Below are 23743 nucleotides of genomic sequence, written 5' to 3' on the forward strand. Positions count from 1 at the left end.
CTCACGCCTCCGCTTCGGCGTGCCCGTCCGCACCGAACAGCAGCTCGGATGCCCGGTCGACGAGCGCGTGGAACTCGGGCGTGCGCATCATCTCGGGCGTGCGCGGGCGCGGCAGGTCGACCTCGATGATCTCCTTGACCCGCCCGGGACGCGGCGACATGACGGCGACGCGGTCGGCGAGGAAGATGGCCTCGCTGATGCCGTGGGTGACCAGCAGCGTCGTCGCGGGCTTCTCGGTCCAGATGCGCAGCAGCTCGAGGTTGAGGTTCTGGCGGGTCATATCGTCGAGCGCGCCGAACGGCTCGTCGAGCAGCAGCACGGAGGGCTTGAGCACGAGGGCGCGCGCGATCGAGGCGCGCTGGCGCATGCCGCCCGACAGCTGCGCGGGCTTCGCGTTCGCGAAATCACGCAGGCCCACGAGGTCGATGAGCTCGTCGACGTAGGCCTTGTCGACGGGGCGACCGGCGACCTCGAACGGCAGCTCGATGTTCTTGCGGATGCTGCGCCAGGGCAGCAGCGCGTGGTCTTGGAAGGCGATGCCCAGCTCGCTCTTCGCGCGCAGCTGGTCGGGCGTCTCGCCGTCGACGAGCGCCATGCCGTCGGACGGGTGGTCGAGAGCTGCGAGGATGCGCAGGATCGTGGATTTGCCGCACCCGGACGGCCCGAGCAGGGCCAGGAACGACCCCTTCTCGGTGTGCAGATCGGTGTTCTGCAGCGCCTGCAGCGACCGTCCGCCGCGCAGGGCGAACGACTTCGAAACTCCGGAGATCTGGATGCCGGTACCCGAGCGGGCACCGGCATCCAGCGTCTGTGTCATGGTCATCGTGTTACGGGAGGTACGACTTCAGGTCGGGGTTCTCGGCGTAGATCTCGTCGATGATCGTCGTGTCGAACAACTGGTCGGCCGTGAGGTCCCAGCCCGAGGCGGCGAGCGACGCGAGGGTCTGCGTCTTCAGGTCGTCCGAGATCGTGAACAGGCCGTTCGCCTCGGTCTCGTCCGTCGAGATCAGCTTCGCCTGGGCCTCGACGCCGGCCGCGACCTTGTCGGGGTCGAGGTCTCCGAAGGTGAGGTCACCGGCAGAGGCCGACTCGTTGTAGTACTTCGTCACGAGCGCGACGGTGTCGTCGATGGGCTGTGTGAAGGTATCCGTCCAGCCCTTGATCTCGGCGATCAGGAACGCCTTGATGAGGTCCTTGTTGTTCGCGAGGTAGTCGTCGGTCACGGCGTACGACTCGGCCACGTAGGGCAGGCCGTTCTCGGCGTAGGCGAGGTTCGTAACCTCGTAACCGGCCATCTCGACCGTGATGGCCTCATTGGTCAGGTACGCCATGAAGCCGTCGACGTCGCCGTTCATCAGCGGAGTCGGGTCGAAGTCGACCGGGACGATCGTGAGCTGGTCCTCGGTGATGCCGTTGGCGGCGAGCAGGGCCTTGAAGACCGAGGCGTTCGAGTCCTGCACGCCGATCTTCTTGCCGATGAGGTCCTGCGGCGTCGCGATGTTCGCGCCGTCCTTCAGCGACAGGATCGTGAACGGGTTCTTCTGGAACGTCGTCGCGATGATCTTCAGCGGGGCATCCTGCTCGGCGACCGCGGCGCCGACCGAGGCAGCGTCGGTGAGGGCGAACTGGACCGAGCCGGAGAGCAGCTTCGCCACGCCCGTGTCGGGGCCGGCGACGCCGACGACGTTCGAGAAGCCGGCCTCGTCGTAGTAGCCGTTCTCGTAGGCGTAGAACTCGCCGGCGAACTCCTCGTTCTTGATCCAGGAGTACTGGACGCTGACCTCGCCGAAGTCGGCGGCCTCACCCGAGGTCGAGGACGACGCGGACGGGTCAGACGTGGAGGAGCAGGCGGACAGGACGAGCGCGGCGGCGGCCGCCAGCGCGAGGACGATTCCGCCGCGACGGCGGAGGGTGTGAGGTGCAGGCATCGGGTCTCCTTGAGTGCTGTTGGTGCTCTCGTGACCCTAGGTCGCTCACGTTTCGGGCGGCCGTTCGGTGGTGTTTCCGGGATGTGACGAGTGTCCGAGACGCCACACGCGGTCGCGGCTGAAGGGCTGAGTGAAGGGGCGGATGCCGAGGGCGCGCGCGATCGCGTTGCCGATCGCGGGTGCCACGGGGTTGTACGGCGACTCGCTCATCGACTTCGCGCCGAACGGGCCCAGGTCGTCGCTCGTGTCGGCGAAGTACACCTCGGTCTCGGGCACGTCGGCGAACTGCGGCACGCGATACGTGCGGAAGACGGGCGTCGTGACCTTGCCCTCGGGCGAGACCATGACCTCTTCGTACAGCGCGCTGCCGATGCCCTGCGCGACGCCGCCCTCGATCTGGCCGCGGCACTGCGCGGGGTTCATGACGAACCCGGCATCCGCCGACTGGATCGACTGCAGGATGCGCACCGTGCCGGTCGTCGGGTCGACGGCGACGCGCACGGCGTGCACGTTGAACGCGAGCGAGCGCTGCTCGCCGAGCTCGCTGCCGTCGGCGGTGAGCTCACCGTCGGCGCACAGCTCGGCGAAGCCGACGAGCCCGGCGATCGTCTCGACTCCCGTCGAGGTGAGCGAAGCGGATGCCGCGTCGGTGCCGGTCAGCGCCGCCGCGCGCTCGCGCATCCGCCGCGCGAGCGTCAGGCACGCGGCGTGCAGGGCCTTGCCGGCGACCGTGATGCCTGCCGAGGCGAACGCGCCGGTGTCGTGCGCGACGGCATCCGTGTCGGCGTGCCACAGCTCGATGCGGTCGAAGTCGGCGGCGAGATCGGTCGCCCCGATCTGGCGCAGGACCGTCGTCGTACCGTTGCCGAACTCGGCCGTGCCGGCCCGCAGCAGGTACGTGCCGTCGGCGCGCAGCGTCGCGGTGGTGTGCGCGATGTGGCCGAACGGCGCCATCGTCGCGATCATCGCGGCGGCCATGCCCTCGCCGACGAGCCAGCCGTCGGGGGCGAGGGCGCCGTTGCCGCGCGCCAGCGCATCCTGGGCGAGGTCGAGGCACTGGTCGAAGCCGTAGCTGCCCCATACGAGGTCGTCGTGCCCGGGATCGTCGCCGGGCCGGATCGCGTTGATCCGCCGCAGGTCGAAGGGGTCGATGTCGAGCCGCTCGGCGAGCATGTCCATCGCCGATTCGACGCCGAGCACGACCTGCCCGAGCCCGTACCCGCGGAACGCACCGGAGGGGATGTTGTTGGTGTAGACGACCTCGGCATCCACGCGCTTCAGCGGCACCCGGTAGATCGTCGTCGACTCGGCGAGCGAGTGGAACATGACGCCGCGCGAGTGGTTGCCGTAGGCGCCCGTGTCGCTCAGCAGGTCGATCTGCATCGCGGTGAGCGTGCCATCCGCATCCGCCCCGAGCGTGACGGCGACGCGCATCGGGTGCCGCACGGCGGCGCGCAAGAACTCGTCGGTGCGGGTGAACTCGTACGCGACGGGAAGGCCCGTGCGCAGCACCGCGAGGGCGACGAGGTCTTCCGTGAAGATCTCCTGCTTGCCGCCGAAACCGCCGCCGAGCCTGGCCGCGTGCACGCGCACGCGGCCCGGGTCGAGGTCGAACAGGCGCGCGATCTCGTCGCGCGCAAGGAACGGCACCTGCGTCGACGAGCGGATGACCAGGCGCCCCTCGTCGTCGAGCCAGCCGACTGAGCCGTGCGTCTCGAGCTGCGCGTGCGTCACGCGTGAGGTCTGCCACGTGCCCGTGACGGTCACGGCGCTTGCGGCGAGGGCGGATGCCACGTCGGGCCCCGCGTGCACGCTCGCGATGACGTTGCGGTGCGCCTCGTCGACGCGGTCGTCCGGCGTGCGATCGGGGTGGATGAGCGGCGCGCCGGGCATCCGCGCCTCGTCGGGGTCGAAGACGGCCGGGAGCACGTCGTAGGTGATGTCGACGAGGCGGCACGCGGCATCCGCCGCTTCGGCGGTCTCGGCGACGACCGCGACGACGCGCTGGCCGATGTAGCGCACGACGTCGTCGAGCATGCGGGTGTCGTCGGGGTCGTCGGTGCGGTGCTCGTGGCGGCCCGATGAGTAGCGCACCTGCGGGACGTCCTCGTGTGTGAAGACGGCGACGACGCCGGCAACGGCGCGCGCGGCGGTGGTGTCGATCGCGGTGACGCGCGCGTGCGCGTGCGGGCTCGCGACGACGCGCAGCACGAGCGCATCCGTCGCGGGGTGATCCGGCGGCAGATCGAACGTGAACGGCTCGCGGCCCTGCACGATGCGGCGCGCGGCCTCGGGGCGGGCGGAGGTGCCGACGCGCTGCGGGGCCGCCGTGGCCGGTGCCGTCGTCGCGGAATCGGCTCGCGGCCCCGTCTCGCGCACCTCGCCGAGCACCGACGAGCGGATCGCCTCGCGGATGGGGCGGTAGCCCGTGCAGCGGCAGAGGTTGCCCTTCATGCGGCGGTCGAGGTCATCGAGATCATCGCCGCACAGCGTCGAGGCGGTCACGGTCATGCCGGGCGTGCAGAATCCGCACTGGAAGCCGAAGCCGTCGGCGATCGCCTCCTGCACGGGATGCAGCTCATCGGCGGGCGCGAGGCCCGCGGCGGTCGTGACGGCGTGGCCCTCGACGCGCACGGCGGGGATCAGGCATGAGTGCACGGGCACCCCGTCGAGCAGCACAGAGCACGCGCCGCAGTCGCCCGCGTCGCAGCCCTTCTTCACCTCGGTGTGGCCCGTTTCGCGCAGCAGGGTCCGCAGGCACTGGCCCGCGCGCGGGTCGGCCTCGACCGGCTCACCGTCGACGTCGAAGATCATGCGAGCTCCGCCCGGATGCGTGACGCGAGCTCGATGCTGACCGCCCGCCGCCAGTCCGCGGCACCGAGCGGGTCGGTGTAGTAGCCGGGGGCGGATGCCACGGCATCCGCCAGATCCGTCTCGGTCGGCAGCTGCGCGAATCGCAGCACCGTCGGCGTCGCCGTCGCAGCCGTCACGGTGAAGACGCTCGTGCCGTCGGGGTCGACGCGGCCCGTCACGACGGCGCCGGAGCGGCCGTGCTCGGCGAGGGCGATCTTGCGCAGCAGGGCGCGCGAGGCGAGCGCGTGCGCGGGGATCTCGACGGCGCGTAGCACGTCGTCGCGGCCGAGGATCGTGGTGCCGTTGCCCGTCACGAGATCGGCCACCGGCATCCGCCGCTCATCGTCTTTTGTCCAGATGATGGCGACGGCGTCGAGTGCGACGCTGAGCGACACCATCGCTCCGGCGGCGAACGCGCGGCAGATGTTGCCGCCCACGGTCGCGGTGTTCCAGATCTTGAAGGATGCCAGCAGGGCGTTCGCGGCCGCCGGCACGAGCTGCGCGGCGGGCCAGTGCGCGGGAGCTCTCGCGGCCCACGCGACGAGATTCGCGACCGTGCACGTCGCCCCGACGCGCAGGCCCTCGGGGGTCTCCTCGAGGTCGGGCCAGGCGAGCCCGGTGAGATCGACGAGGCCCGTCGTGGCGGGCTGCGGCTCGCTCATGATCCAGGTGCCCCCGGCGAGGAGAGCCTCGCCGGGGGCAAGCCGCAGATCCTCCCGAGAACGGGCGACGCGGTACGCCTGCACCGACGTGATGTCCATGTCGCCCTGCTCTCCGGATCGCGGCCCTAACTCGCTGTCGCGCCCGATCGAGTGAATCAGGCCCCCGTTTCGCGGGTGTTTCATGGCCGCAACACGGCCGCAATCCGGGACGCATACCGTGAATGGCATGCGTGAGATCCTGCCTGTCGCCGCCCGCTGGGCGGGCGCCGAGCAGGCGTTCGCGATCGCGACGGTCGTCGGTGTCGGCGGCAGTGCGCCGCGCGAGATCGGCGCGAGCATGGTCGTCTCGGCGAGCGGCGAGGTGTTCGGCACGGTGTCCGGCGGCTGCGTCGAGGGCGCCGTCTACGAGCGTTGCCTCGAGGTGCTGGGCGGTGCCGCGCCGCGCGTCGACCGGTTCGCGTACAGCGACGCCGACGCGTTCGCCGTCGGGCTGACGTGCGGGGGGACGATCGATGTCCTCGTGCGGGCCGTGCCCCCGGGGAGTGCCGCCGCGGCCGATCTGCAGCTGCTCGCGGCGCGCGAGGCCGCCGCGATCCCGACGGGGTTCGAGCTCGTGACGGCAGGGCCGGAACTCGGCGTCGGGCGAGTCGTGTCGTCGGACGCCGCTGCGCCCGCGGTGGTGCCGGGCGTCGTCTCGCTGCGGGTCGGGGTTCCGGCGCGGTTGATCGTCGTCGGCGCGGTCGAGTTCGCCGTCGCGCTCGCGCGGCTGGGCGCCGCAATGGGGATGCGGGTGACCGTCCTCGATCCGCGCGAGGTGTTCGCGACCGAGGCCCGATTCCCGGGTGCCGAGGTCGTCGTCGACTGGCCCGATCGGTATCTCGCGGGGGAGCGGCTGGATGCCGGAACCGCCGTCTGCGTCTTGACGCACGACCCCAAGATCGATGTCCCCGCGCTGCGCGCGGCGCTCGCGTCGCCGGCCGGATACATCGGGGCGATGGGCAGTCGCCGGACCCACGACGACCGCATGCGGCGCCTCGGTGACGCCGAGGTGCCGCCGGCCGCGCGGATGCGCGTGCGCTCGCCGATCGGACTGGATCTGGGCGGACGCAGCCCCGAGGAGACGGCCCTGTCGATCCTCGCGGAGATCGTCGCCGACCGGCACGGTGGCACGGGAGCCCGGTTGTCGGGGCTGTCCGGGCCTGTGCACGCTGCGGTCGGGCCGGGGGCGGGTTCGGGTTCTGATGCGGCTACCCAGGTGCCTGCCGCGGTGCCTTCGTCGGTGCCCTCGATCGAGTGCGCCTTGCTGCCCGACGTCCCCGCCCGCTCATGAGCGTCGTCGGCATCGTGCTCGCCGCCGGCGCGGGCACCCGGTACGGCCACCCGAAGGCGCTGGCAACGGATGCCGACGGACGAGGGTGGATCGCCCGTGCCGTCGAGACGCTGACGGATGCCGGATGCGCGCCCGTGCTCGTCGTGCTCGGCGCCCGACACGACGAGGCGACCGCGCTCGTCCCCGCCGCCGCGACGATCGTCGTCGCGGCGGACTGGTCCGACGGGTTGTCGGCCTCGGTGCGGGCGGGACTTGCCGTCGCGGCGGAGACCGCCGCGACGGCCGCACTCGTGGTCCCCGTGGATGTGCCCGAGCTGCCGGCACCCGCGTGCATCCGCGTCTCGGCGGAGGCATCCGCCGAGACGCTGCGGCAGGCGGCCTACGGCGGCGAGGTGGGCCACCCCGCGCTCATCGGGCGGGCGCACTGGAGCGCGCTCGCCGCCGAGCTGGCCGGCGACCGCGGCGCGGGCGGATACCTGCGCGCGCACGGTGCCGCCCTCGTCGAGTGCGGCGACCTGTGGCACGGCCGCGACGTCGACGCGCCGCCGCCATCGCCGAGCGCCTGTAGGCCCGCGCCGGCCGGGACCACAGGCGGGTCGCGCGGCCGGGTGCGCGGGTGGGCCGGTCCCTCACTCAGTCTCCTCGCGCCGGATCCGGCTGTCTGAGCCCGCTGGGGCGCCACGAGCACCAGAGCAGACTGAATTGTGCCCGCTCGCTCCCGCGCACCGCGCCCGCGCCGCACCGCGCCCGCGCCGAGCACCGCGCCCGCGCGGGCCTCAGGTGCGGATGACGATGTTCTCCGGCTCCTCGTCGGCGAGCAGGTGCGCGATCTGGCGCTTCACAAGCGCCGCGATGCGCGGGTGCATGGCGCTGGAGGCTCCGCCGACGTGCGGCGCGATGAGCACGCCCGGAAGCCCCCAGAGCGGGTGCCCCTCGGGCAGCGGTTCGGGGTCGGTGACATCGAGCGCCGCGCGGATGCGCCCCGCCCGCACGTGCCGCACGAGCGCGTCGGTGTCCACGAGCGGTCCGCGCCCGACGTTGACGATCAGCGCGCCGTCGGGAAGGGCGGCGAGCTCGGCGTCTCCGATGATGTGCCGCGTCGCATCTCCGCCGGGAAGGGTCAGCACGACGATCTCCGCCGTCGGCAGCAGTTCCGGCAGCTCGTCGATGCCGTGCACGCGGATGCCGTCCTCGTCGCGCGCCCGCGACGCCACCGGCACGAGGTCCACCTCGAAGGGCGCCAGCCGTGCGGCGACCGCCTTGCCGACGCCGCCGTAGCCGAGCAGCAGCACCCGCCGGTCCGCGAGGCTCTGGGCGTAGCGCGGATGCCACAACCCCGCGCGGGTGTCGACGGCGAACGCGTCGAGGTGCCGCTGCGCGGCGAGGGTCAGCCCCACCGCGAGCTCGGCGGTGGAGGTCTCGTGCACAGTCGCGGCGTTGGCGAAGACGATCCCGGGCGGGAGCTTCTCCGCGGTGCCCTCGTAGCCGATGGACTGGCCCTGCACGAGTCGGCTCGTCACCCCCGCCAGCAGCGACAGCCCGTTGCCGCCGGACATGTAGGGCGGTACGACCAGGTCGATGCGGTCGCGCGGGGCTGCGGCATCCATCGCCCATACGATCACCTCGACGCCGTCCGGGAGCGGCTCGAGGTCGCGGGCGAGTTCGGGGCGGGGGACGGAGACGACGAGGCTCATGACCTCGACGCTACCCGCCCGTGCGACGGGCGCGCCCAGTATCCTCGCCCCAGGAGGTGCGCATGATTCCGGAGATCAACTACTGGGCGGTGCTGCTGGCGACGGTGGCCGCCATCGTCATCGGGTCGGTCTGGTACACGCCTCGCGTGTTCGGCGACCGGTGGAAGAAGTGGGGGCAGGTCACCGATCCCGAGACCTCGGCGCAGGCGTGGCTGCCGATCCTGGTGTCGGTCGCGCTGGCGTTCCTGCTGGCCTGGGTGCTCGCCGGCTCCGTCGCGATCGCATGGCACTTCTACGGCGGCGGATACCTCGGCTCCGCGATCGTGACCGGGCTGACGCTGTGGGCCGGCTTCACGGCCGGTCGCTTCATCACGCACGACGTCTTCGCCGGGCGCCCGTCGCAGCTGACGATCCTCAACATCTCCTACGAGCTGGTGCTCGTGCTGGTGATGTCGGTGATCATCGGTGTGTGGCCACCCGCGGGCACCGTCTGACCGGCGGATGCCGCGGCGCGCGGCATCCGTGCGTGTATCGCGCGGCGCGGGTCAGGCCGCGGCGCCCACGACGGCCGCAACCGCCGAGGTGAAGAACGCGAGACCGTCGACGCCGGAGCGCATCGCGGCGACCGTGTTCGGGCCGAAGCCCGGCTCGACGGCGTGCTCGGGGTGCGGCATGAGGCCCACGACGTTGCCCGCCGGGTTGGTGAGCCCAGCGATGTCGTCGAGCGAGCCGTTCGGGTTGACCCCGACGTAGCGGAACGCCACGAGCCCCTCGCCCTCGATGCACGCGAGCGTCTCGGCGGAGCAGATGTACCCGCCGTCGGCATTCTTCAGCGGGATCGTGATCTCCTGCCCGACCTCGAACTGCGACGTCCAGGCCGTCGAGGCGTTCTCGACGCGCAGCCGCTGGTCGCGACGGATGAACTGCTGGTGGGCGTTGCGGATGAGCCCGCCCGGCAGCAGGTGAGCCTCGACGAGCATCTGGAAGCCGTTGCAGATGCCGAGGATCGGCATGCCGGCGGCGGCGGCATCCTTCACCTCGGCCATGATCGGCGCGAGCGCGGCGATCGCGCCGGCGCGCAGGTAGTCGCCGTAGCTGAAGCCGCCGGGGAGGACGAGGGCGTCGACGCCCTCGAGGTCGTGCGAGCCGTGCCACAGGGCGACGGGTTCGGCGCCGGCGAGGCGGATCGCGCGTCGCGCGTCGCCGTCGTCGAGCGATCCGGGAAAGGTGATGACGCCGATGCGGGTGGTCATTCGACGACCTCGATGCCGACGACGTCCTCGATCACGGAGTTCGAGAGCACCTCGTCGGCGAGCTTGCGGGCCACCGCGAGCGTCTCCTCGGAGGCGTCGGCGACGGTCAGCTCGAAGCGCTTGCCGATGCGGACGGCCGAGAAGCCCTCGACGCCCATGCGGTCCAGGGCGCCGGCGACGGCCTTCCCCTGCGGATCCAGCAGCTCGGCCTTGGGCATGACGTCGACGACGATGGTGGGCATTCGAGGCTCCGGGATCTGACGGGAACGGGTCGCCTCCAGTCTACGGGCGCCGCGCTGCCGCGCCGCCGCTGCGGAGCAGGATGCCGGTCCTCGCCGTTACCGAACCGTGACCGCCGTATGGGAGCGCTCCCTTGACGTCCTTGGGAGCGCTCCCGTAACGTCGGGGCTGTCCGGTGAGAGCGCTCCCATCCCGAATCACGCGCTGGGTAACGGGAAAGCGGCCCACGCACCAGTAACACACCCACAAAGGAGTGACACGTGAACACACGCGCACTGCGACGCATCGGTCTCGTTGCCGGCGTCGCGACCACCTCCGCCATCGTCCTCGCCGGCTGCGCCGGGGGCAGCGGCGGCGGCGCCACGGCAGACCCGAACGAGAAGGTCACGCTGACCATCGCGACGTTCAACGACTTCGGCTACAGCGACGAGCTGCTGAAGGAGTACACCGACGCCCACCCGAACGTGACGATCGTCCACAATAAGGCCGCGACCAGCAACGACGCGCGCGCCAACTACTTCCAGAAGCTCGGCAAGACCGGTCTCGCCGACATCGAGGCGATCGAGGTGGACTGGCTGCCCGAGGTCATGAAGTACTCCGACATGCTCGCTCCCGTCCCTGCCGAGCTGAAGGGTCGCTGGCTGGACTGGAAGGAGAAGGCGGCGACGGATGCCGACGACAACCTCATCGGCTACGGCACCGACATCGGCCCGGAGGCCATCTGCTACCGTGCTGACCTCTTCGAGGCGGCAGGCCTTCCCACCGACCCGGCCGAGGTCGCGACGCTCCTCGACGGCGACTGGGCGAAGTACTTCGACGTCGGCGCGCAGTACTCCGCCGCGACCGGCAAGGCGTTCTTCGACTCCGCCGGCGGCACCTACCAGGGCATGATCAACCAGGTCGAGGCCGCCTACGAGAACCCGGACTCCGGCGAGATCGACATCGACCCCGCGGTCGAGGACCTCTACAACCAGGTTCTGGACGCCAGCGCGACGCAGTCGGCCCACCTCGGCCAGTGGTCGGATGACTGGTTCGCCGGTCTGTCCAACGGCGCCTTCGCCACGATGCTGTGCCCGGGCTGGATGCTCGGCGTGATCTCCGGAAACGCGGAGGGTGTCGATGGCTGGCGCATCGCCAACACGTTCCCCGGCGGCGGCGGCAACTGGGGCGGCTCGTACCTGACCGTTCCCGCCAACGGCGAGCACGTCGCGGCCGCTCAGGAGCTCGCGGACTGGCTGACCAGCCCCGAGACCCAGATCAAGGCGTTCGAGAACGCGGGCACCTTCCCCAGCCAGAACGACGCGCTGACCGATGACACGCTGCTGGGAAGCACGAACGCGTTCTTCGGCGACGCGAAGGTCGGCGAGATCTTCTCCGAGCGCGCCAAGGCGGTGACGGTGTCTCCGTTCAAGGGCCAGTACTACTTCCAGATCAACGACGCGATGCAGAAGGCTCTGACCCGCGTCGAGGACGGCACGCAGGACAAGGCCGCCTCCTGGGATCAGTGGAAGTCTGAAGTCGACGCGATCGGCTGATCGGATGCCGTGGGTCCGGGCGCTGTGCTCCGGCACCGCCTCCGGGCCCACGGCTCTTCTCCCGGCGAACGCGCCGGCACCCGGCATCCCCCCATCGCACACCTGGATCGAGGCACGACGTGAGCGCGACGGCGACCAAGCGCATCGGGTTCGGCACCAAGCTGAGCTCGTGGGACCTCAAGGTCTCGCCCTATCTGTACATCTCCCCGTTCTTCCTCCTCTTCGTGATCGTGGGACTCTTCCCGATCGGCTACACCGCCGTCATCTCTTTCATGAACTGGGACCTCGTCCGAGGGTCGGGTGAGTTCATTGGCTTCGACCAGTACGGGTGGATCCTGTCCAACCCGAAGTTCTGGATTGCGCTGCGCAACACCTTCAGCATCTTCCTGCTCTCGAGCGTTCCGCAGCTGATCGTCGCGATCTTCATCGCCGCACTGCTCGACCAGAACATCCGCGCCAAGACCTTCTGGCGCATGGGCGTGCTGCTGCCCTACGTCATGGCGCCGGTGGCCGTGGCTCTGATCTTCTCCAACATGTTCGGCGACCAGTACGGGATCGTGAACACCTGGCTCGGCAACATCGGGATCGAGCCCGTGAAGTGGCACTCGAATGCCTTCGCCAGCCACATCGCCATCGCCACGATGGTCAACTTCCGCTGGACCGGATACAACACCCTCATCCTTCTCGCCGCGATGCAGGCGATCCCGCGCGACTACTACGAGGCCGCGACGGTGGACGGTGCCGGCAAGGCACGTCAGTTCTTCTCGATCACCCTGCCGAGCCTGCGCCCCACCCTCATTTTCGTCATCATCACCTCAACGATCGGCGGACTGCAGATCTTCGATGAGCCCCGCATGTACGACCAGTACGGCACCGGCGGGGCGAACTCGCAGTGGCTGACGATCACGCTCTGGCTCTACAACATCGGCTGGGGCGAGTGGAACTTCGGCCGAGCTGCGGCACTGGCGTGGATCCTGTTCCTCATCATCTTGGTGATCGGCCTGATCAACCTCCTTGTCACGAAGAGTCTCGTCCGCGACGAAGGCAGCAGATCGACCATGACGCGCGCACAACTGCGCGCCGCACAGCGCAGCGCGAAGGCCGATGTCGCACGGCGCCGCACCGCCCACAACGCCGCCACCGAGACCCGTGAGGTGATCCGATGAGCGCCCTCGACGCCCACCCCATCGTCCTGTCCGAGGAAGAGCCGGAGCCGCCCCGCCCGGCACGCCGGCCCCGGCGCGTCAAGGGGTCACGCCCTGGCTGGTTCGTGTACGGATGCCTCGGGGTCGTGCTCCTGGCGAGCATCTTCCCCTTCTACTGGTCGCTGCTGATCGGGTCGGGCACCTCGTACACGATCCGCGACCCCAACATGTCGTGGCTCCCGGGCGGAAACTTCTTCAGCAACGCCGCGAAGGTGATCAACGATCCCGCGGTGAACTTCTGGGTTGCGCTGTGGAACTCGATCGTCAGCTCGGGACTCATCGCCCTGTCGGTCGTGTTCTTCTCCACACTTGCGGGTTGGGCCTTCGCGAAGCTGCGGTTCAAGGGCTCGAGTGTCCTGCTGGTCTTCGTCATCGCGACGATGGCGGTCCCGATGCAGCTGGGTGTCGTGCCGCTGTACATCCTGTTCAGTGAGATCGGCTGGACCGGTAACCTCGGCGCCATCATCATCCCCGCCCTCGTCAGCGCGTTCGGCGTGTTCTGGATGACGCAGTACATCCGCCAGGCCGTCCCCGATGAGCTCATCGAGGCCGCGCGGGTCGACGGGGCGACCGCCTTCCGGACGTTCCTGACGGTCGGCGTGCCCGCCGCGCGTCCTGCCGCAGCGATGCTGGGCCTGTTCACCTTCGTGTCGGCGTGGAACAACTTCTTCTGGCCGTTCATCGTGCTGGACCGGCAAAGCCCCACCCTGCCCGTCGCGCTGTCGCTGCTGCAGTCGAACTACTTCATCGACTACTCGATCGTGCTGGCCGGCGTGCTGCTGTCGACCATCCCGCTCATCATCGTGTTCGTCTTCGCCGGCAAGCAATTGGTCAGCGGCATCATGCAGGGTGCGGTCAAGGGCTGAGCCCGCCGCGCCTGGAGAAAGGGACCACTATGTCTGACACCGCGCGCCCCTTCCCGTCCGGATTCCTGTTCGGCGCGGCGACCGCGGCCTACCAGATCGAGGGCGCGGCCTTCGAGGACGGCCGGACGGCATCCATCTGGGACACGTTCAGCCGGGAACCCGGCGCCGTGATCAACGCTGACAACGGCGACGTCGCGTGCGACCACTACCACCGGTTCCGCGACGACGTCGCGCTCATGAAGGACCTGGGGCTCGACACCTACCGTTTCTCGGTGTCGTGGGCGCGCGTCCGCCCCGACGGCGGAGCGGTCAACCAGAAGGGCCTGGACTTCTACAAGCGGCTCGTCGACGAGCTGCACGGTGCCGGCATCCTGCCCTGGCTGACGCTCTACCACTGGGACCTGCCGCAGGCGCTGCAGGACCGCGGCGGCTGGACGGTGCGCGAGACGAGTGACCTGTTCACCGAGTACGCGCTGAGCGTGCACGACGCCCTCGGCGACCGCGTGCAGAACTGGACGACGCTCAATGAGCCGTGGTGCTCGTCGTTCTTGAGCTACACCGGCGGCATCCACGCCCCCGGGCACTTCTCGATCACCGAGGGCGTCCTCGCGGCGCACCACCTGCTGCTCGGCCACGGTCAGGTCGTGCGCGAGCTGCGGGCACGCGATGCGTCGCTGGATCTCGGGATCACGCTGAACCTCACCGTCGCCGACCCGGTCGACCCGTCCGACGCCGGCGATCTCGACGCGGCGCGGCGCATCGACGGCCAGTTCAACCGCTGGTTCCTCGACCCGATCTTCCGCGGGCAGTACCCCGCCGACATCGTCGCCGACATCCGCGCCGTGGATGCCGGGGCCATCGACGCCCTCGACGCCGCGACCCTGCCGGGCGACCTCGAGACGATCGCCCAGCCGCTGCAGGCGCTGGGCGTCAACTACTACCACGGCGAGTTCGTCGGCGCCGCGCCCGACCCGCATCCGCCGGTCCCGGGCGACGCTCCCACCGACCGGGCGACGGGGTCGCCGTGGCCTGCGGGGGTGGACATCCACTGGCACGAGCGGGGCCTGCCGCGCACCAACATGGGCTGGGAGGTCCAGCCGGAGGGACTCACTCGGCTGCTGCAGCGGGTGTGGACGGAGTACGCCCAGCCGGCGGGCACGGTCCTGTACGTCACCGAGAACGGCGCCGCCTACGACGACGAACTCGTCGTCGAGGACGGCGTCCGGCGGGTGCACGACACGGAGCGGGTCGCGTTCCTGCGGGGCCACCTCGGTGCGATCGCGGATGCCGCGGAGTCGGGCGTCGACGTGCGCGGCTACTTCTACTGGTCGCTGCTGGACAATTTCGAGTGGGCGTGGGGGTACGCCAAGCGGTTCGGCATCGTCCGCGTGGACTACGACACCCAGGAGCGCACGCCGAAGGACAGCGCGCTGGAGTATCGTCGGGTCATCGCCGCCCGCGCGATCGACGTCCCATCCGCACTTCTTGCACCGAGGTAGGCCTCACGTGAGCATCGACACGCCGCGCGCGGTCGCCACGATCGAAGAGGTCGCCGCGGCCGCCGGGGTCTCGCGTTCGACGGTGTCTCGGGTCGTGAACGGATCGACGGCGGTGAGCCCGGCCGCCCTCGAGGCCGTGCAGCGCGCGATCTCCGAGCTCAACTACGTGCCCAACCGCGCCGCCCGCTCGCTCGCCAGCCGCGCCACGATGGCGATCGCGCTCGTCGTGCCCGAGGACACGACGCGGTTCTTCGGCGACCCGTTCTTCGCGTCGATCGTGTCGGGGATCAACGCGCGCCTCAGCCGCTCGGACTACGTGCTGAACCTCATCATCGCCAGCGACGATCCCCGCGACAAGACGACGGCGTACGTGCGCAGCGGCGCCGTCGACGGGGCCATCGTGGTCTCCCACCACACCAGCGACACGTTCATCGACCGCATCGCCGCCGCGGTCCCGGTCGTCTACGGCGGCCGCCCGGTGCGCGATCGGAAGAGCGCATACTACGTCGATGTCGACAACGCCGCTGGCGCCCGCGACGCGACGGCGTACCTGGTGGCCAAGGGCTTCCGCCGCATCGGCACCATCACGGGGCCGCTGACGATGCCGGCCGGCGTCGACCGCCTGAGCGGGTTCCGCGAGGCGCTCGCCGCCGCGGGGCTCGAGCCGGTCGCCGTCGAGGACGGCAACTTCACGGCGGATGGCGGAGCCGCCGCGATGCGCCGGATGATCGACGCCGGCGCCGAGCCCGACGCCCTGTTCGTCGCGAGCGACCTCATGGCGCGCGGTGCCTTCGCGACGCTCGGACGCGCCGGCATCCGCGTGCCCGAAGACGTCGCGATCGTCGGCTTCGACGATTCGCCGGTCGCCACGGCGGTCCAGCCGAACCTCACGACGGTTCGGCAGCCGTCCCACGAGCAGGGCGAGGCGATGGCCGACATCCTGCTGTCGCTGCTGGCCGGCGGACAGCCGCCGCACGTGACAATCCTGCAGACCGAGCTGGTCCTCCGCGCCTCGGCGTGAGGCCGCGGCATGCGGCAGGCATGACCGCCACGGTGGACTCGGTGGACGCGGTGCCGCGCGACCGAGCGGTGGCCGTCAGACGACGGACGCGTGCAGCAGGTTGTTCCACGGGTCGGTGAACGCGACTGTGCGGCCGTCGTCGCGCACTGCGATGCCGTTGTGACGCAGGCGCTCGGTCAGGGCGCCGAGACCGTCGGCATCCGGCAGGGCGAGATCGACGCGACCGAGGCCGAGCGCCGGCATCCGCGGACCCGCGCCGCGGGAGTTCCACACGTTCATGGCCATGTGGTGGTGGTAGCCGCCGGCGCTGACGAACAGGGCCTGAGAGCCGAGCGCCGCGGTCGTGTCGAACCCGAGCGCGTCGACGTAGAACGCGCGCGCCGTCGCGACGTCGCCGACCGAGAGGTGCACATGGCCGATGGCCGCGGCATCCGTCGCCGTCGCACCGTTCGCGGCGGCCTCGGTGAGGTGCTCGGTGAGGAACGCGTTCGGGTCGAGGTACAGCGTGTCCATCTCGACCTGGCCGTGGGTCCACGACCACTCGGTGCGGTCGCGGTCCCAGTACAGCTCGATGCCGTTGCCCTCGGGGTCGGTGAGGTAGAACGCCTGGCTGACGAGGTGGTCGGCGCTTCCGGTGAAGGTGCGCGGCGCGCGCTGGGCGACGGAGTACAGCGCCGCCGCGAGGGCGGGCTGCGTCTCGAAGAGGATCGCGGTGTGGAACAGGCCCGCGGAACCAGCGGGCGCGCGCCGCAGCGCCGGCTCGTGCCGGAGGATCACCAGCGGGCGCCCGGCACGGCCGAGGGTGACGGTGTCGCCGGCGGCATCCTGCACCTCGAGCGTCACGACGTCGCGGTAGAACGCGGTCTGCGCGTCGAGGTCGCCGACGAGGAGGGTGACGGCATCCATCCGCGTGGCCGCGTGAAGGCGGGCGGATGCCGGGGCGAGATCAGTCATGTGTAGCTACAACTAATCCGCGCCCCGGCGCATTCCCGCGGGCTGCGTTACTGCGGGTCGCCGCCGAGCTGGCCGATCGGGACGATGGGGCCGCCGTCGTCGGTGCCGGTGTTGCGCCAGCGGGCGATCGCGTTGCCGCCGTGGTAGATCACGAGGGCCGCGACGGTGCCGAGCACGATCGCCGAGAACGTCAGCGTGCCGAGGTTCATCGTGAAGCCCGCGATCGCGATGACGAAGGCCACCGCGGCGGTGTACTGGTTGACGGGGCGCGAGAAGTCGACCTGGTTGTCGACCCAGATCTTGATGCCGATGACGCCGATGAGGCCGTACAGCGCGGTCGTCGCGCCGCCGATGACGCCCGCGGGGATCGTGTTGATGACCGCGCCGAACGCGGGCGAGAACGACAGCAGGATCGCGAAGGCGCCCGCGACCCAGTACGCCGCCGTCGAATAGACGCGGGTCGCCGCCATGACGCCGATGTTCTCGCCGTAGGTCGTCGTCGCCGAGCCGCCGAACAGGCCCGCGAGCGTGCTCGCGACGCCGTCGGCGGTGAGCGCGCGGCCGGTGTGCCGGTTGATCGTGGGGTCACCGGTCATGGTCGCGACGCCCCGCACGTGGCCGACGTTCTCGGCGATGAGGACGAGGACGACCGGCAGGAAGATCGGCAGCAGGCTCCACGAGACCGGGTCGCCGAACGCGGGGAGGTGGAACTCGGGCAGGCCCACCCAGGCCGCCTGCGACACCGCGTCGAACGACACCTGACCGGTGATCGCCGCGAAGACGTAGCCGACGACGACGCCGAGGAAGATCGAGATGCGTCCGAGGAACCCGCGGAACAGCACGCTGAACAGGATGATCGCGGCGAGGGTGATGGTCGCGACGCCCGGCTGCACGGTGAAGTTGTTCCAGGCCGCGGGGGCGAGGTTGAGGCCGATCAGGGCGACGATGGCGCCCGAGACGACCGGCGGCATGAGCTTCTCGATCCAGCGCGTGCCGATCTTCTGCACGAGCAGGCCCACGAGCGCGAGGATCACACCCGTGACCGCGACGCTGACCATCGCCTGCGTGATCTGCTGCGTCGTCTCGAGGGTCTTGCCGCCGTTGTACGCCTGGATCGGCGCGATGAACGCGAACGAGGAGCCGAGGTAGCTGGGCAGCTTGTTGCGCGTGAGGAGGAGGAAGAGGATCGTGCCGACGCCCGAGAAGAAGAGGGTCGTCGTCACCGGGAAGCCGGTGAGGATCGGCACGAGGAACGTCGCGCCGAACATGGCAATGACGTGCTGCGCGCCGATCGCGATCGTTGCCGGCCAGCCGAGCCGCTCGGTGGGCGTGACGACGGCGCCGGGCTCGACGGTGCGGCCGTCGCCGTGCAGGGTCCAGATGGGCATGCGGGTGCTCCTCGACGTTCGGGTGGTGGATGCCTGGGGTGGCGGATGCCTGGGGTCAGCGTATCTGGGAGATGGCTGTGAGGCCGGCATCCCGCGCCTCCGGCATCCCGCGCCTCCGGCGTCGAGTGCCTCCGGCGTCGAGTGCGCCCGTTCGCGTCGAGAGCGCCCGCTGTTGTGCGCAGCTAACCGGCCCGGTGGGTGACAACGGGCGCAGTCGGTGTGCCGGGAGCGGTGCTCAGACCGCGGTGGTGACGACGAGCTTGCCGCGGGTGTGGCCCTGCTCGAGCGCCGCATACGCGGCAGCCGCCTCGTCGAGGGGGTAGGTCGCGGCGATCTCAACGCGCAGCGCACCGTCGGCGACGAGGTGCGCGAGCTCGGCGAGCTGCGCGGCACCCGGTCGCACCCACACGTAGTGGCCGCCGAACTCGCTGCGGGCGCGCGGATCGGCGATAGAGACGACGGTGCCCGCGGATGCCAGGAGGTGAGGCACCGAGTCGAGCGATGCGCCGCCGGCGTAGTCGACGATCACGTCGAAACCCTCCGGCGCGAGGGCGCGCGCCGCATCGACCACACCGTCGCCGTAGGCGATCGGTTCGGCGCCGAGTGAGCGCAGGTACTCGTGATTCGCCGGCGATGCGGTTCCCACGACGCGTGCGCCGCGCAGCACCGCGAGCTGCACGCCGAACGATCCCACTCCGCCCGCGGCGCCGTGGATGAGCACGGTCTGGCCCGACCGCACACCGGCGCGCTCGAGCGACTGCAGGGCCGTGAGCCCCGTCAGCGGCAGCGCGGCGGCCTGTTCGAACGAGACGCCCTCGGGCTTGTGCGCGGCGGTGCGCACCGGCACGGGCATGTACTCGGCGAGCGAGCCATGCTGCACCACGTCGGCGCGGGCATAGGCCAGCACGGCGTCGCCGACGGCGAACTCCGGGGTGTCGAGCCCTGTCTTCTCCACGATGCCGGCGACGTCCCAGCCCGGCACCGCCGGCAGCAGGGTGTCGATCGCGCCGCGCAGGTATCCCTCGCGCACCTTGTAGTCGACGGGGTTGAGGCCCGCGGCCACGACCCGCACGACAAGCGTGTCGGGGCCGTTGTGGGGCATCTCCCGGTCGACGATCTGGAAGCGGTCGTTGCCGCCGAAGTCGGAGTACACGAGTGCCTTCATGTGAGTGCGAACGATGCCCGCCCGGCATCCATTCCACTGCCCCTCGCCCTCGCCCCGTCGTCTCCACCGCCGACCGGGCCCGTTCGCGTCGGGAGCGCCCGCTGTGGTGCGCGGATAACCGGCCCGGTGGGCGACAACGGGCGCACTCGGCGTCAGAGGCGTGCGCGACGCAGGACGCTGGCGCTACGCGGTGAGCTTCTCGAGGAGTTCGCGGTATTTCGCGGCGGTGCGCTCGACGATCTCGGCGGGGAGCTCGGGCGGGGTGCCGGTCTGGTCCCACGCCGCGGCGAGCCAGTCGCGGACGATCTGCTTGTCGAAGCTCGCCATCCGCTCCGCCGGAGTTGCGCCCGTGGCCCACGCCGCGGCATCCCAGTACCGGGACGAGTCGCTCGTGAGCACCTCGTCGGCGAGGGTCAGCGTGCCTGCGGCATCCACCCCGAACTCGAATTTCGTGTCGGCGAGGATGAGCCCCTTCGCCTCGGCGGTCGCGGCGGCCCGACGGTAGATCGCGAGCGAGGCGTCGCGCAGCTCGGCCGCGCGATCCGGTCCGACGAGCTCCTCGGCGCGTGCGAACGAGATGTTCTCGTCGTGCTCCCCCATCGGCGCCTTGTACGCAGGCGTGAAGATCGGCTCGGGCAGGCGGTCGCCGTCCGCGAGACCCGCCGGCAGCGGGATGCCGCACACCGTCCCCGACACGCGGTACTCCTTCCACCCCGATCCCGTGAGGTAGCCGCGGACGACGCACTCGATCGGGAGCATCTCGAGCTCGCGCACCACCATCGCGCGGCCCGCGACGGCCGCCGGGATGAGGTCCACGACATCGTCGGCGGTGTTCGCCTCGCCGTCGGCCCCGAGGGTCAGCTCGTGCGACGGGGCGAGGTGGTTCGGGATCCGCGGTCCGCCGTCGGCGCCGGCGAGCTGGTCGAACCACCACAGGCTGAGCGTCGTCAGCAGTTCGCCCTTTCCCGGGATGCCGGGGGAGAGCACATGGTCGAACGCGCTCACCCGGTCGCTGGCGACGACGAGCATCCTGTCCTTGGGGATGTCGCCGGCCGGGCGGTACAGGTCCCGCACCTTGCCGGAGTACACGTGGGTCCAGCCGGGCAGGTCGAGAGCAGCATCCGTCACCCGTCCATTATCGCGGGGAGCTCGCGAGCCGTGTCAGCACGGACTCATAGCCGGGCGACAGCGCACGCCTGTGCTGGCGGGTCAGGCTGGGTGCATGATCCCCGAACCCGAGCAGACCCCGGACGGCCCCCGCTATCAGGGCCGCCTCCTCGACCGCCCGGACGACGAGGTCGTCGACCAGGGCGCCGGCTTCGACCTGCGCACGCTCGTCTCGCGCCGCGGCATCCTCGGCATCGCGGGACTGGGTGTCGGCGCGGTCGCGCTCGCGGCCTGCTCGGCGGTGACCGACGCGGTGGCCTCCCCGGCGGCGACGCGCACGCCGACCCCCTCGGCCACCCCGAGCGCGACGTCTGCGCCGACCGCGAGCGACGCCCTCCCGACCGCGGAGATCCCCGACGAGACCGCCGGACCCTACCCGGGCGACGGATCGAACGGCCCCGACGTGCTGGAGCAGTCCGGCATCGTCCGCTCGGACATCCGCAGCTCGATCTCCGGGGGCGGGGTGGCCGACGGAGTCCCGTTGCAGTTCACCCTGCGGATCACCGACATGGCGAACGGCGACGCCCCGTTCGCCGGCGTCGCCGTGTACGCCTGGCACTGCACGGCGCAGGGCGAGTATTCGATGTACTCGGCCGGCATCGAGGACGAGACCTATCTGCGCGGCGTGCAGGTGACGGATGCCGACGGTCAGGTCACCTTCACTTCGATCGTGCCCGGGTGCTACTCGGGTCGCTGGCCGCATATCCACTTCGAGGTCTATCCCTCGGCATCCGCGATCACCGACTCCGCAAATGCCATCGCGACCTCGCAGCTCGCCCTCCCCGAAAGCATGCTCGGCGCGGTATATGCACTGGCGGCCTACGACGGGTCGGCGCGCAACCTGTCGCAGGTCACCCTGGCGTCCGACAACGTCTTTGGCGACGACGGCGGCGTGCTGCAGGTCGCGACGGTCACGGGAGACGTGACCGCCGGGTTCGCGGCGACCCTGGTGTGCCGCGTCGACACGACGACGACGCCGACGGCCGGGAGCGCGCCCGGCGGCGGCGGACCGGGCGGGCGCTGAGCGGGAGCGCGGGGGCGCGGTCGGCCGCACGCGGCGGGTCAGCTACGCGGCGTGATCGAGTCGACGAATGCGTACGCCTCGTCGACGAGGTCGGACCAGGCGGGCGCGTGCGCGGCATCCACGAACGCCCACTCCTTCATGGGGCGACCGCGCATCACGACGCGCCGCGCGGTGCCCTCAGCCTCGAGCTCGTCGATCCGATCGCGGGGGAGTTTCAGCATGAGGTCGGAGTCGTAGCCGACGCAGGCGAACACCTTACCCCGCACGCGCACCCCCTCGACGCCGAACATCGGCCCGAGGTCGACGCCATCGCGCAGCAGAAGCCGTTGCGCAAGGGGGTCGAAGATCTCGTGCGCCTGCTGCTGAGACTCTGCGTCCACGCACCAAACGTACCGCTGGCGCGCGACGCTTTGCACATGAGAGAATTCTCATGACGGAGTATGGTTTGTCCGGTTCGATCGGGGGTTTTTTGGCCGCTGAGTGTCGGTGGCCCTGACCACAATGGAGGGTATGGACCTCCTCACCGCCTCGTTGGATGACCTGCTCGCGCAGGCATCCCAGCTGGTGCGGGATGCCGCCGCGGGACGGGTGTTGGAGCGGGCGACGGAGCATGAACTCGCCCTCCAGGTGTCCGCGATCGGTGACCTGGCCCGGATGACGGAGGCGCTGCTGGTCGACGCGGTGGGGGAGATCACCCGCCGGTCCGAGCACGGCTGCCGGGACGATTTCATGACCTCACATTTGGGATGTCGGAACGTGACCGAACTGGTCGAGAACCTCACCCGCGTCGACCCGCGCACCGCGACCCGATTGCAGCGCGCTGCGAAAGCGGTCCGGCCGGAGGTCTCCGGCACGACCGGGGAGGTTCTCGACGCGGCGTTCCCGCAGCTCCGCTCGGCGATGCTCGACGGGGTGGTCGGGGTGGACGGGGTCCTCGCGATCTGCGACCCGCTGCAGGCGTCATCCCCGCGGATCGCCCCGTCGGCCCGGCGGCACGCCGAGGAGATCGTGGTCGCGGAAGCCCGCGGGGAGGGCCCGCACGGGGCGCCGCCGGCATCGGCGGGGATCCTGCGGGTCCACGCGCAGGCGTGGGCGCTCGCCCTGGACGCGGACGGTGCGGAACCCCGCGAACGTGCCGCGCTGCGCGCCCGCGGGCTCACCCTCGGGACAGCGACCCCCACCGGCGTCCCCATCCGCGGGACCCTGCTGCCCGAGGTCGCCGCGCAGCTGCAGACGATCTTCGACGCGCACCTCGCCCCCAAAGTCACCTTCGATAACCCTGAAGCGGAAGCGGCGTATGAGGACGGGTCGCCGCTCCTCACTGCGGAAGACACCCGCACGAGGGCGCAGAAACAGCACGACGTCCTCGCCGCCGCGCTCAGTGTTGCCGCGTCCAGTGGGCTGCTGCCCACCATCGGCGGGCACGCTCCCACTCTCGTGGTGTCGGTCACCGCGGAAGATCTCGAGTCCGGCCGGGGGTACGCGCACGCGCAGGGGTGTGAGCAGCCGGTGACGGTGTCCCTTGCCCGGCATGTGGCGTGCGCCGGGACGATCCAACGCGTCACCAGCCGTGACGACGGGAGGATCATCCGGATCGATGTCCGCGACCGGGTGTTCAACCGGTATCAGCGGCGCGCGATCGCGCTCCGCGACGGCGGGTGCGTCATCCCCGGATGCGGGGTCCCGGCATCCTGGTGCGAGATCCACCACGTCACCGAACACGCAGGCGGCGGCCCCACCCACACCGACAACGGCGTCCTCCTCTGCTGGTACCACCACCGATTCCTCGACCGCATCGGCTGGCAGATCCGCATGAACCACGGCATCCCCGAAGTCAAAGCCCCCGGCTGGTGGGGAACCGACCACCAGTGGCGACCCGCCACCACCTCACCCACCCGACTCCAACACGCGATCCTCACAACCTGATCTCGGTACGCCCGCTCGTCCCTCGCGGGCACT

22 protein-coding genes are annotated in these 23743 nt (G+C 70.7%); 10 read left to right on the top strand and 12 right to left on the bottom strand.

All coding sequences use genetic code 11. The annotated features are described in order from the left end of the window. Position 1 precedes the first annotated feature (1 nt). Genes ACPYN4_RS10585 through ACPYN4_RS10600 form a run of 4 tightly spaced genes read right to left on the bottom strand, consistent with a single transcriptional unit; the run spans position 2 to position 5542 of the window. Complete coding sequence (locus tag ACPYN4_RS10585; protein WP_281651893.1) at positions 2–823, bottom strand: ABC transporter ATP-binding protein; 822 nt, start codon at positions 821–823, stop codon at positions 2–4. Positions 824–827: 4 nt separating this feature from the next. After that, positions 828–1928, bottom strand: a complete 1101-nt coding sequence (locus tag ACPYN4_RS10590; protein WP_287270394.1) for an ABC transporter substrate-binding protein — start codon at positions 1926–1928, stop codon at positions 828–830. A 45-nt stretch (positions 1929–1973) separates the two neighbouring features. Beyond that, on the bottom strand, positions 1974–4742 hold the full coding sequence (locus ACPYN4_RS10595; protein WP_424446320.1) for a molybdopterin-dependent oxidoreductase: 2769 nt from the start codon (positions 4740–4742) through the stop codon (positions 1974–1976). Further along, positions 4739–5542, bottom strand: a complete 804-nt coding sequence (locus ACPYN4_RS10600; protein ID WP_424446321.1) for an FAD binding domain-containing protein — start codon at positions 5540–5542, stop codon at positions 4739–4741. Before ACPYN4_RS10600 ends, ACPYN4_RS10595 begins: the two co-directional genes overlap by 4 nt. A 127-nt stretch (positions 5543–5669) precedes the next feature. Here ACPYN4_RS10600 and ACPYN4_RS10605 point away from each other — a divergent pair, with 127 nt between their 5' ends. Both ACPYN4_RS10605 and ACPYN4_RS10610 read left to right on the top strand, forming a co-directional pair. Beyond that, positions 5670–6773, top strand: coding sequence for an XdhC family protein (locus ACPYN4_RS10605; protein ID WP_424446322.1), 1104 nt, complete (start codon positions 5670–5672; stop codon positions 6771–6773). Beyond that, a complete protein-coding gene (locus ACPYN4_RS10610) occupies positions 6770–7438 on the top strand; it encodes a nucleotidyltransferase family protein (protein WP_424446323.1) in 669 nt (222 codons plus the stop codon). The genes ACPYN4_RS10605 and ACPYN4_RS10610 overlap by 4 nt, the downstream gene beginning before the upstream one ends. A gap of 111 nt (positions 7439–7549) precedes the next feature. On the opposite strand, the gene ACPYN4_RS10615 is transcribed toward ACPYN4_RS10610, so the two are convergent. Beyond that, positions 7550–8467, bottom strand: a complete 918-nt coding sequence (locus ACPYN4_RS10615) for a 2-hydroxyacid dehydrogenase (protein WP_424446324.1) — start codon at positions 8465–8467, stop codon at positions 7550–7552. Between the two features lie 62 nt (positions 8468–8529). On the opposite strand from ACPYN4_RS10615, the gene ACPYN4_RS10620 reads away from it, so the two are divergent. Beyond that, complete coding sequence (locus ACPYN4_RS10620; RefSeq protein ID WP_287270382.1) at positions 8530–8961, top strand: DUF1761 domain-containing protein; 432 nt, start codon at positions 8530–8532, stop codon at positions 8959–8961. 51 nt (positions 8962–9012) lie between these two features. Here ACPYN4_RS10620 and purQ read toward each other — a convergent pair whose 3' ends face one another. Together purQ and purS are read right to left on the bottom strand one after the other, a co-directional pair. Beyond that, a complete protein-coding gene (purQ, locus tag ACPYN4_RS10625) occupies positions 9013–9720 on the bottom strand; it encodes a phosphoribosylformylglycinamidine synthase subunit PurQ (protein ID WP_424446325.1) in 708 nt (235 codons plus the stop codon). After that, entirely contained in the window at positions 9717–9962 is a 246-nt protein-coding gene (gene purS, locus ACPYN4_RS10630) for a phosphoribosylformylglycinamidine synthase subunit PurS (RefSeq protein ID WP_076688389.1), read from the bottom strand. Before purS ends, purQ begins: the two co-directional genes overlap by 4 nt. A 258-nt stretch (positions 9963–10220) precedes the next feature. On the opposite strand from purS, the gene ACPYN4_RS10635 reads away from it, so the two are divergent. From ACPYN4_RS10635 to ACPYN4_RS10655, 5 genes are all read left to right on the top strand, one after another. Continuing rightward, positions 10221–11495: an extracellular solute-binding protein gene (locus ACPYN4_RS10635; RefSeq protein WP_424446326.1), complete on the top strand. Its 1275-nt coding sequence runs from the start codon at positions 10221–10223 to the stop codon at positions 11493–11495. A gap of 119 nt (positions 11496–11614) precedes the next feature. Beyond that, positions 11615–12661: a carbohydrate ABC transporter permease gene (locus ACPYN4_RS10640; protein ID WP_424446327.1), complete on the top strand. Its 1047-nt coding sequence runs from the start codon at positions 11615–11617 to the stop codon at positions 12659–12661. Continuing rightward, positions 12658–13566 (top strand): carbohydrate ABC transporter permease, encoded by a 909-nt coding sequence (locus ACPYN4_RS10645; RefSeq protein WP_424446328.1) that lies wholly within the window; start codon positions 12658–12660, stop codon positions 13564–13566. Before ACPYN4_RS10640 ends, ACPYN4_RS10645 begins: the two co-directional genes overlap by 4 nt. Positions 13567–13595: 29 nt before the next feature. After that, positions 13596–15065, top strand: a complete 1470-nt coding sequence (locus ACPYN4_RS10650; protein WP_424446329.1) for a GH1 family beta-glucosidase — start codon at positions 13596–13598, stop codon at positions 15063–15065. Positions 15066–15072: 7 nt separating this feature from the next. Further along, positions 15073–16086 carry a LacI family DNA-binding transcriptional regulator gene (locus ACPYN4_RS10655; RefSeq protein WP_281651902.1) on the top strand — a complete coding sequence of 338 codons (1014 nt, stop codon included), beginning with the start codon at positions 15073–15075 and terminating at the stop codon, positions 16084–16086. A gap of 75 nt (positions 16087–16161) precedes the next feature. Here ACPYN4_RS10655 and ACPYN4_RS10660 read toward each other — a convergent pair whose 3' ends face one another. The 4 genes from ACPYN4_RS10660 to ACPYN4_RS10675 form a co-directional block, all read right to left on the bottom strand. Next, positions 16162–17040: a VOC family protein gene (locus tag ACPYN4_RS10660; RefSeq protein ID WP_281651903.1), complete on the bottom strand. Its 879-nt coding sequence runs from the start codon at positions 17038–17040 to the stop codon at positions 16162–16164. Between the two features lie 47 nt (positions 17041–17087). Continuing rightward, positions 17088–18428 (bottom strand): uracil-xanthine permease family protein, encoded by a 1341-nt coding sequence (locus ACPYN4_RS10665; protein ID WP_424446330.1) that lies wholly within the window; start codon positions 18426–18428, stop codon positions 17088–17090. A 235-nt stretch (positions 18429–18663) separates the two neighbouring features. Beyond that, a complete protein-coding gene (locus tag ACPYN4_RS10670; RefSeq protein WP_424446331.1) occupies positions 18664–19593 on the bottom strand; it encodes an NADP-dependent oxidoreductase in 930 nt (309 codons plus the stop codon). Positions 19594–19776: 183 nt separating this feature from the next. Beyond that, positions 19777–20721, bottom strand: a complete 945-nt coding sequence (locus tag ACPYN4_RS10675) for a phosphoribosylaminoimidazolesuccinocarboxamide synthase (protein WP_076688405.1) — start codon at positions 20719–20721, stop codon at positions 19777–19779. Positions 20722–20815: 94 nt separating this feature from the next. On the opposite strand from ACPYN4_RS10675, the gene ACPYN4_RS10680 reads away from it, so the two are divergent. After that, positions 20816–21784, top strand: a complete 969-nt coding sequence (locus tag ACPYN4_RS10680) for an intradiol ring-cleavage dioxygenase (protein WP_281651906.1) — start codon at positions 20816–20818, stop codon at positions 21782–21784. A gap of 38 nt (positions 21785–21822) precedes the next feature. Here ACPYN4_RS10680 and ACPYN4_RS10685 read toward each other — a convergent pair whose 3' ends face one another. Further along, a complete protein-coding gene (locus tag ACPYN4_RS10685) occupies positions 21823–22164 on the bottom strand; it encodes a hypothetical protein (protein WP_076688407.1) in 342 nt (113 codons plus the stop codon). Between the two features lie 130 nt (positions 22165–22294). Here ACPYN4_RS10685 and ACPYN4_RS10690 point away from each other — a divergent pair, with 130 nt between their 5' ends. Next, the gene (locus ACPYN4_RS10690) at positions 22295–23710 is read left to right on the top strand and encodes a DUF222 domain-containing protein (RefSeq protein ID WP_424446332.1); all 1416 of its coding nucleotides are present in this window, start codon (positions 22295–22297) and stop codon (positions 23708–23710) included. Positions 23711–23743: the final 33 nt, after the last annotated feature.

The organism is Microbacterium sp. CH-015 (assembly GCF_049707015.1).
GTDB lineage: Bacteria > Actinomycetota > Actinomycetes > Actinomycetales > Microbacteriaceae > Microbacterium > Microbacterium aurum.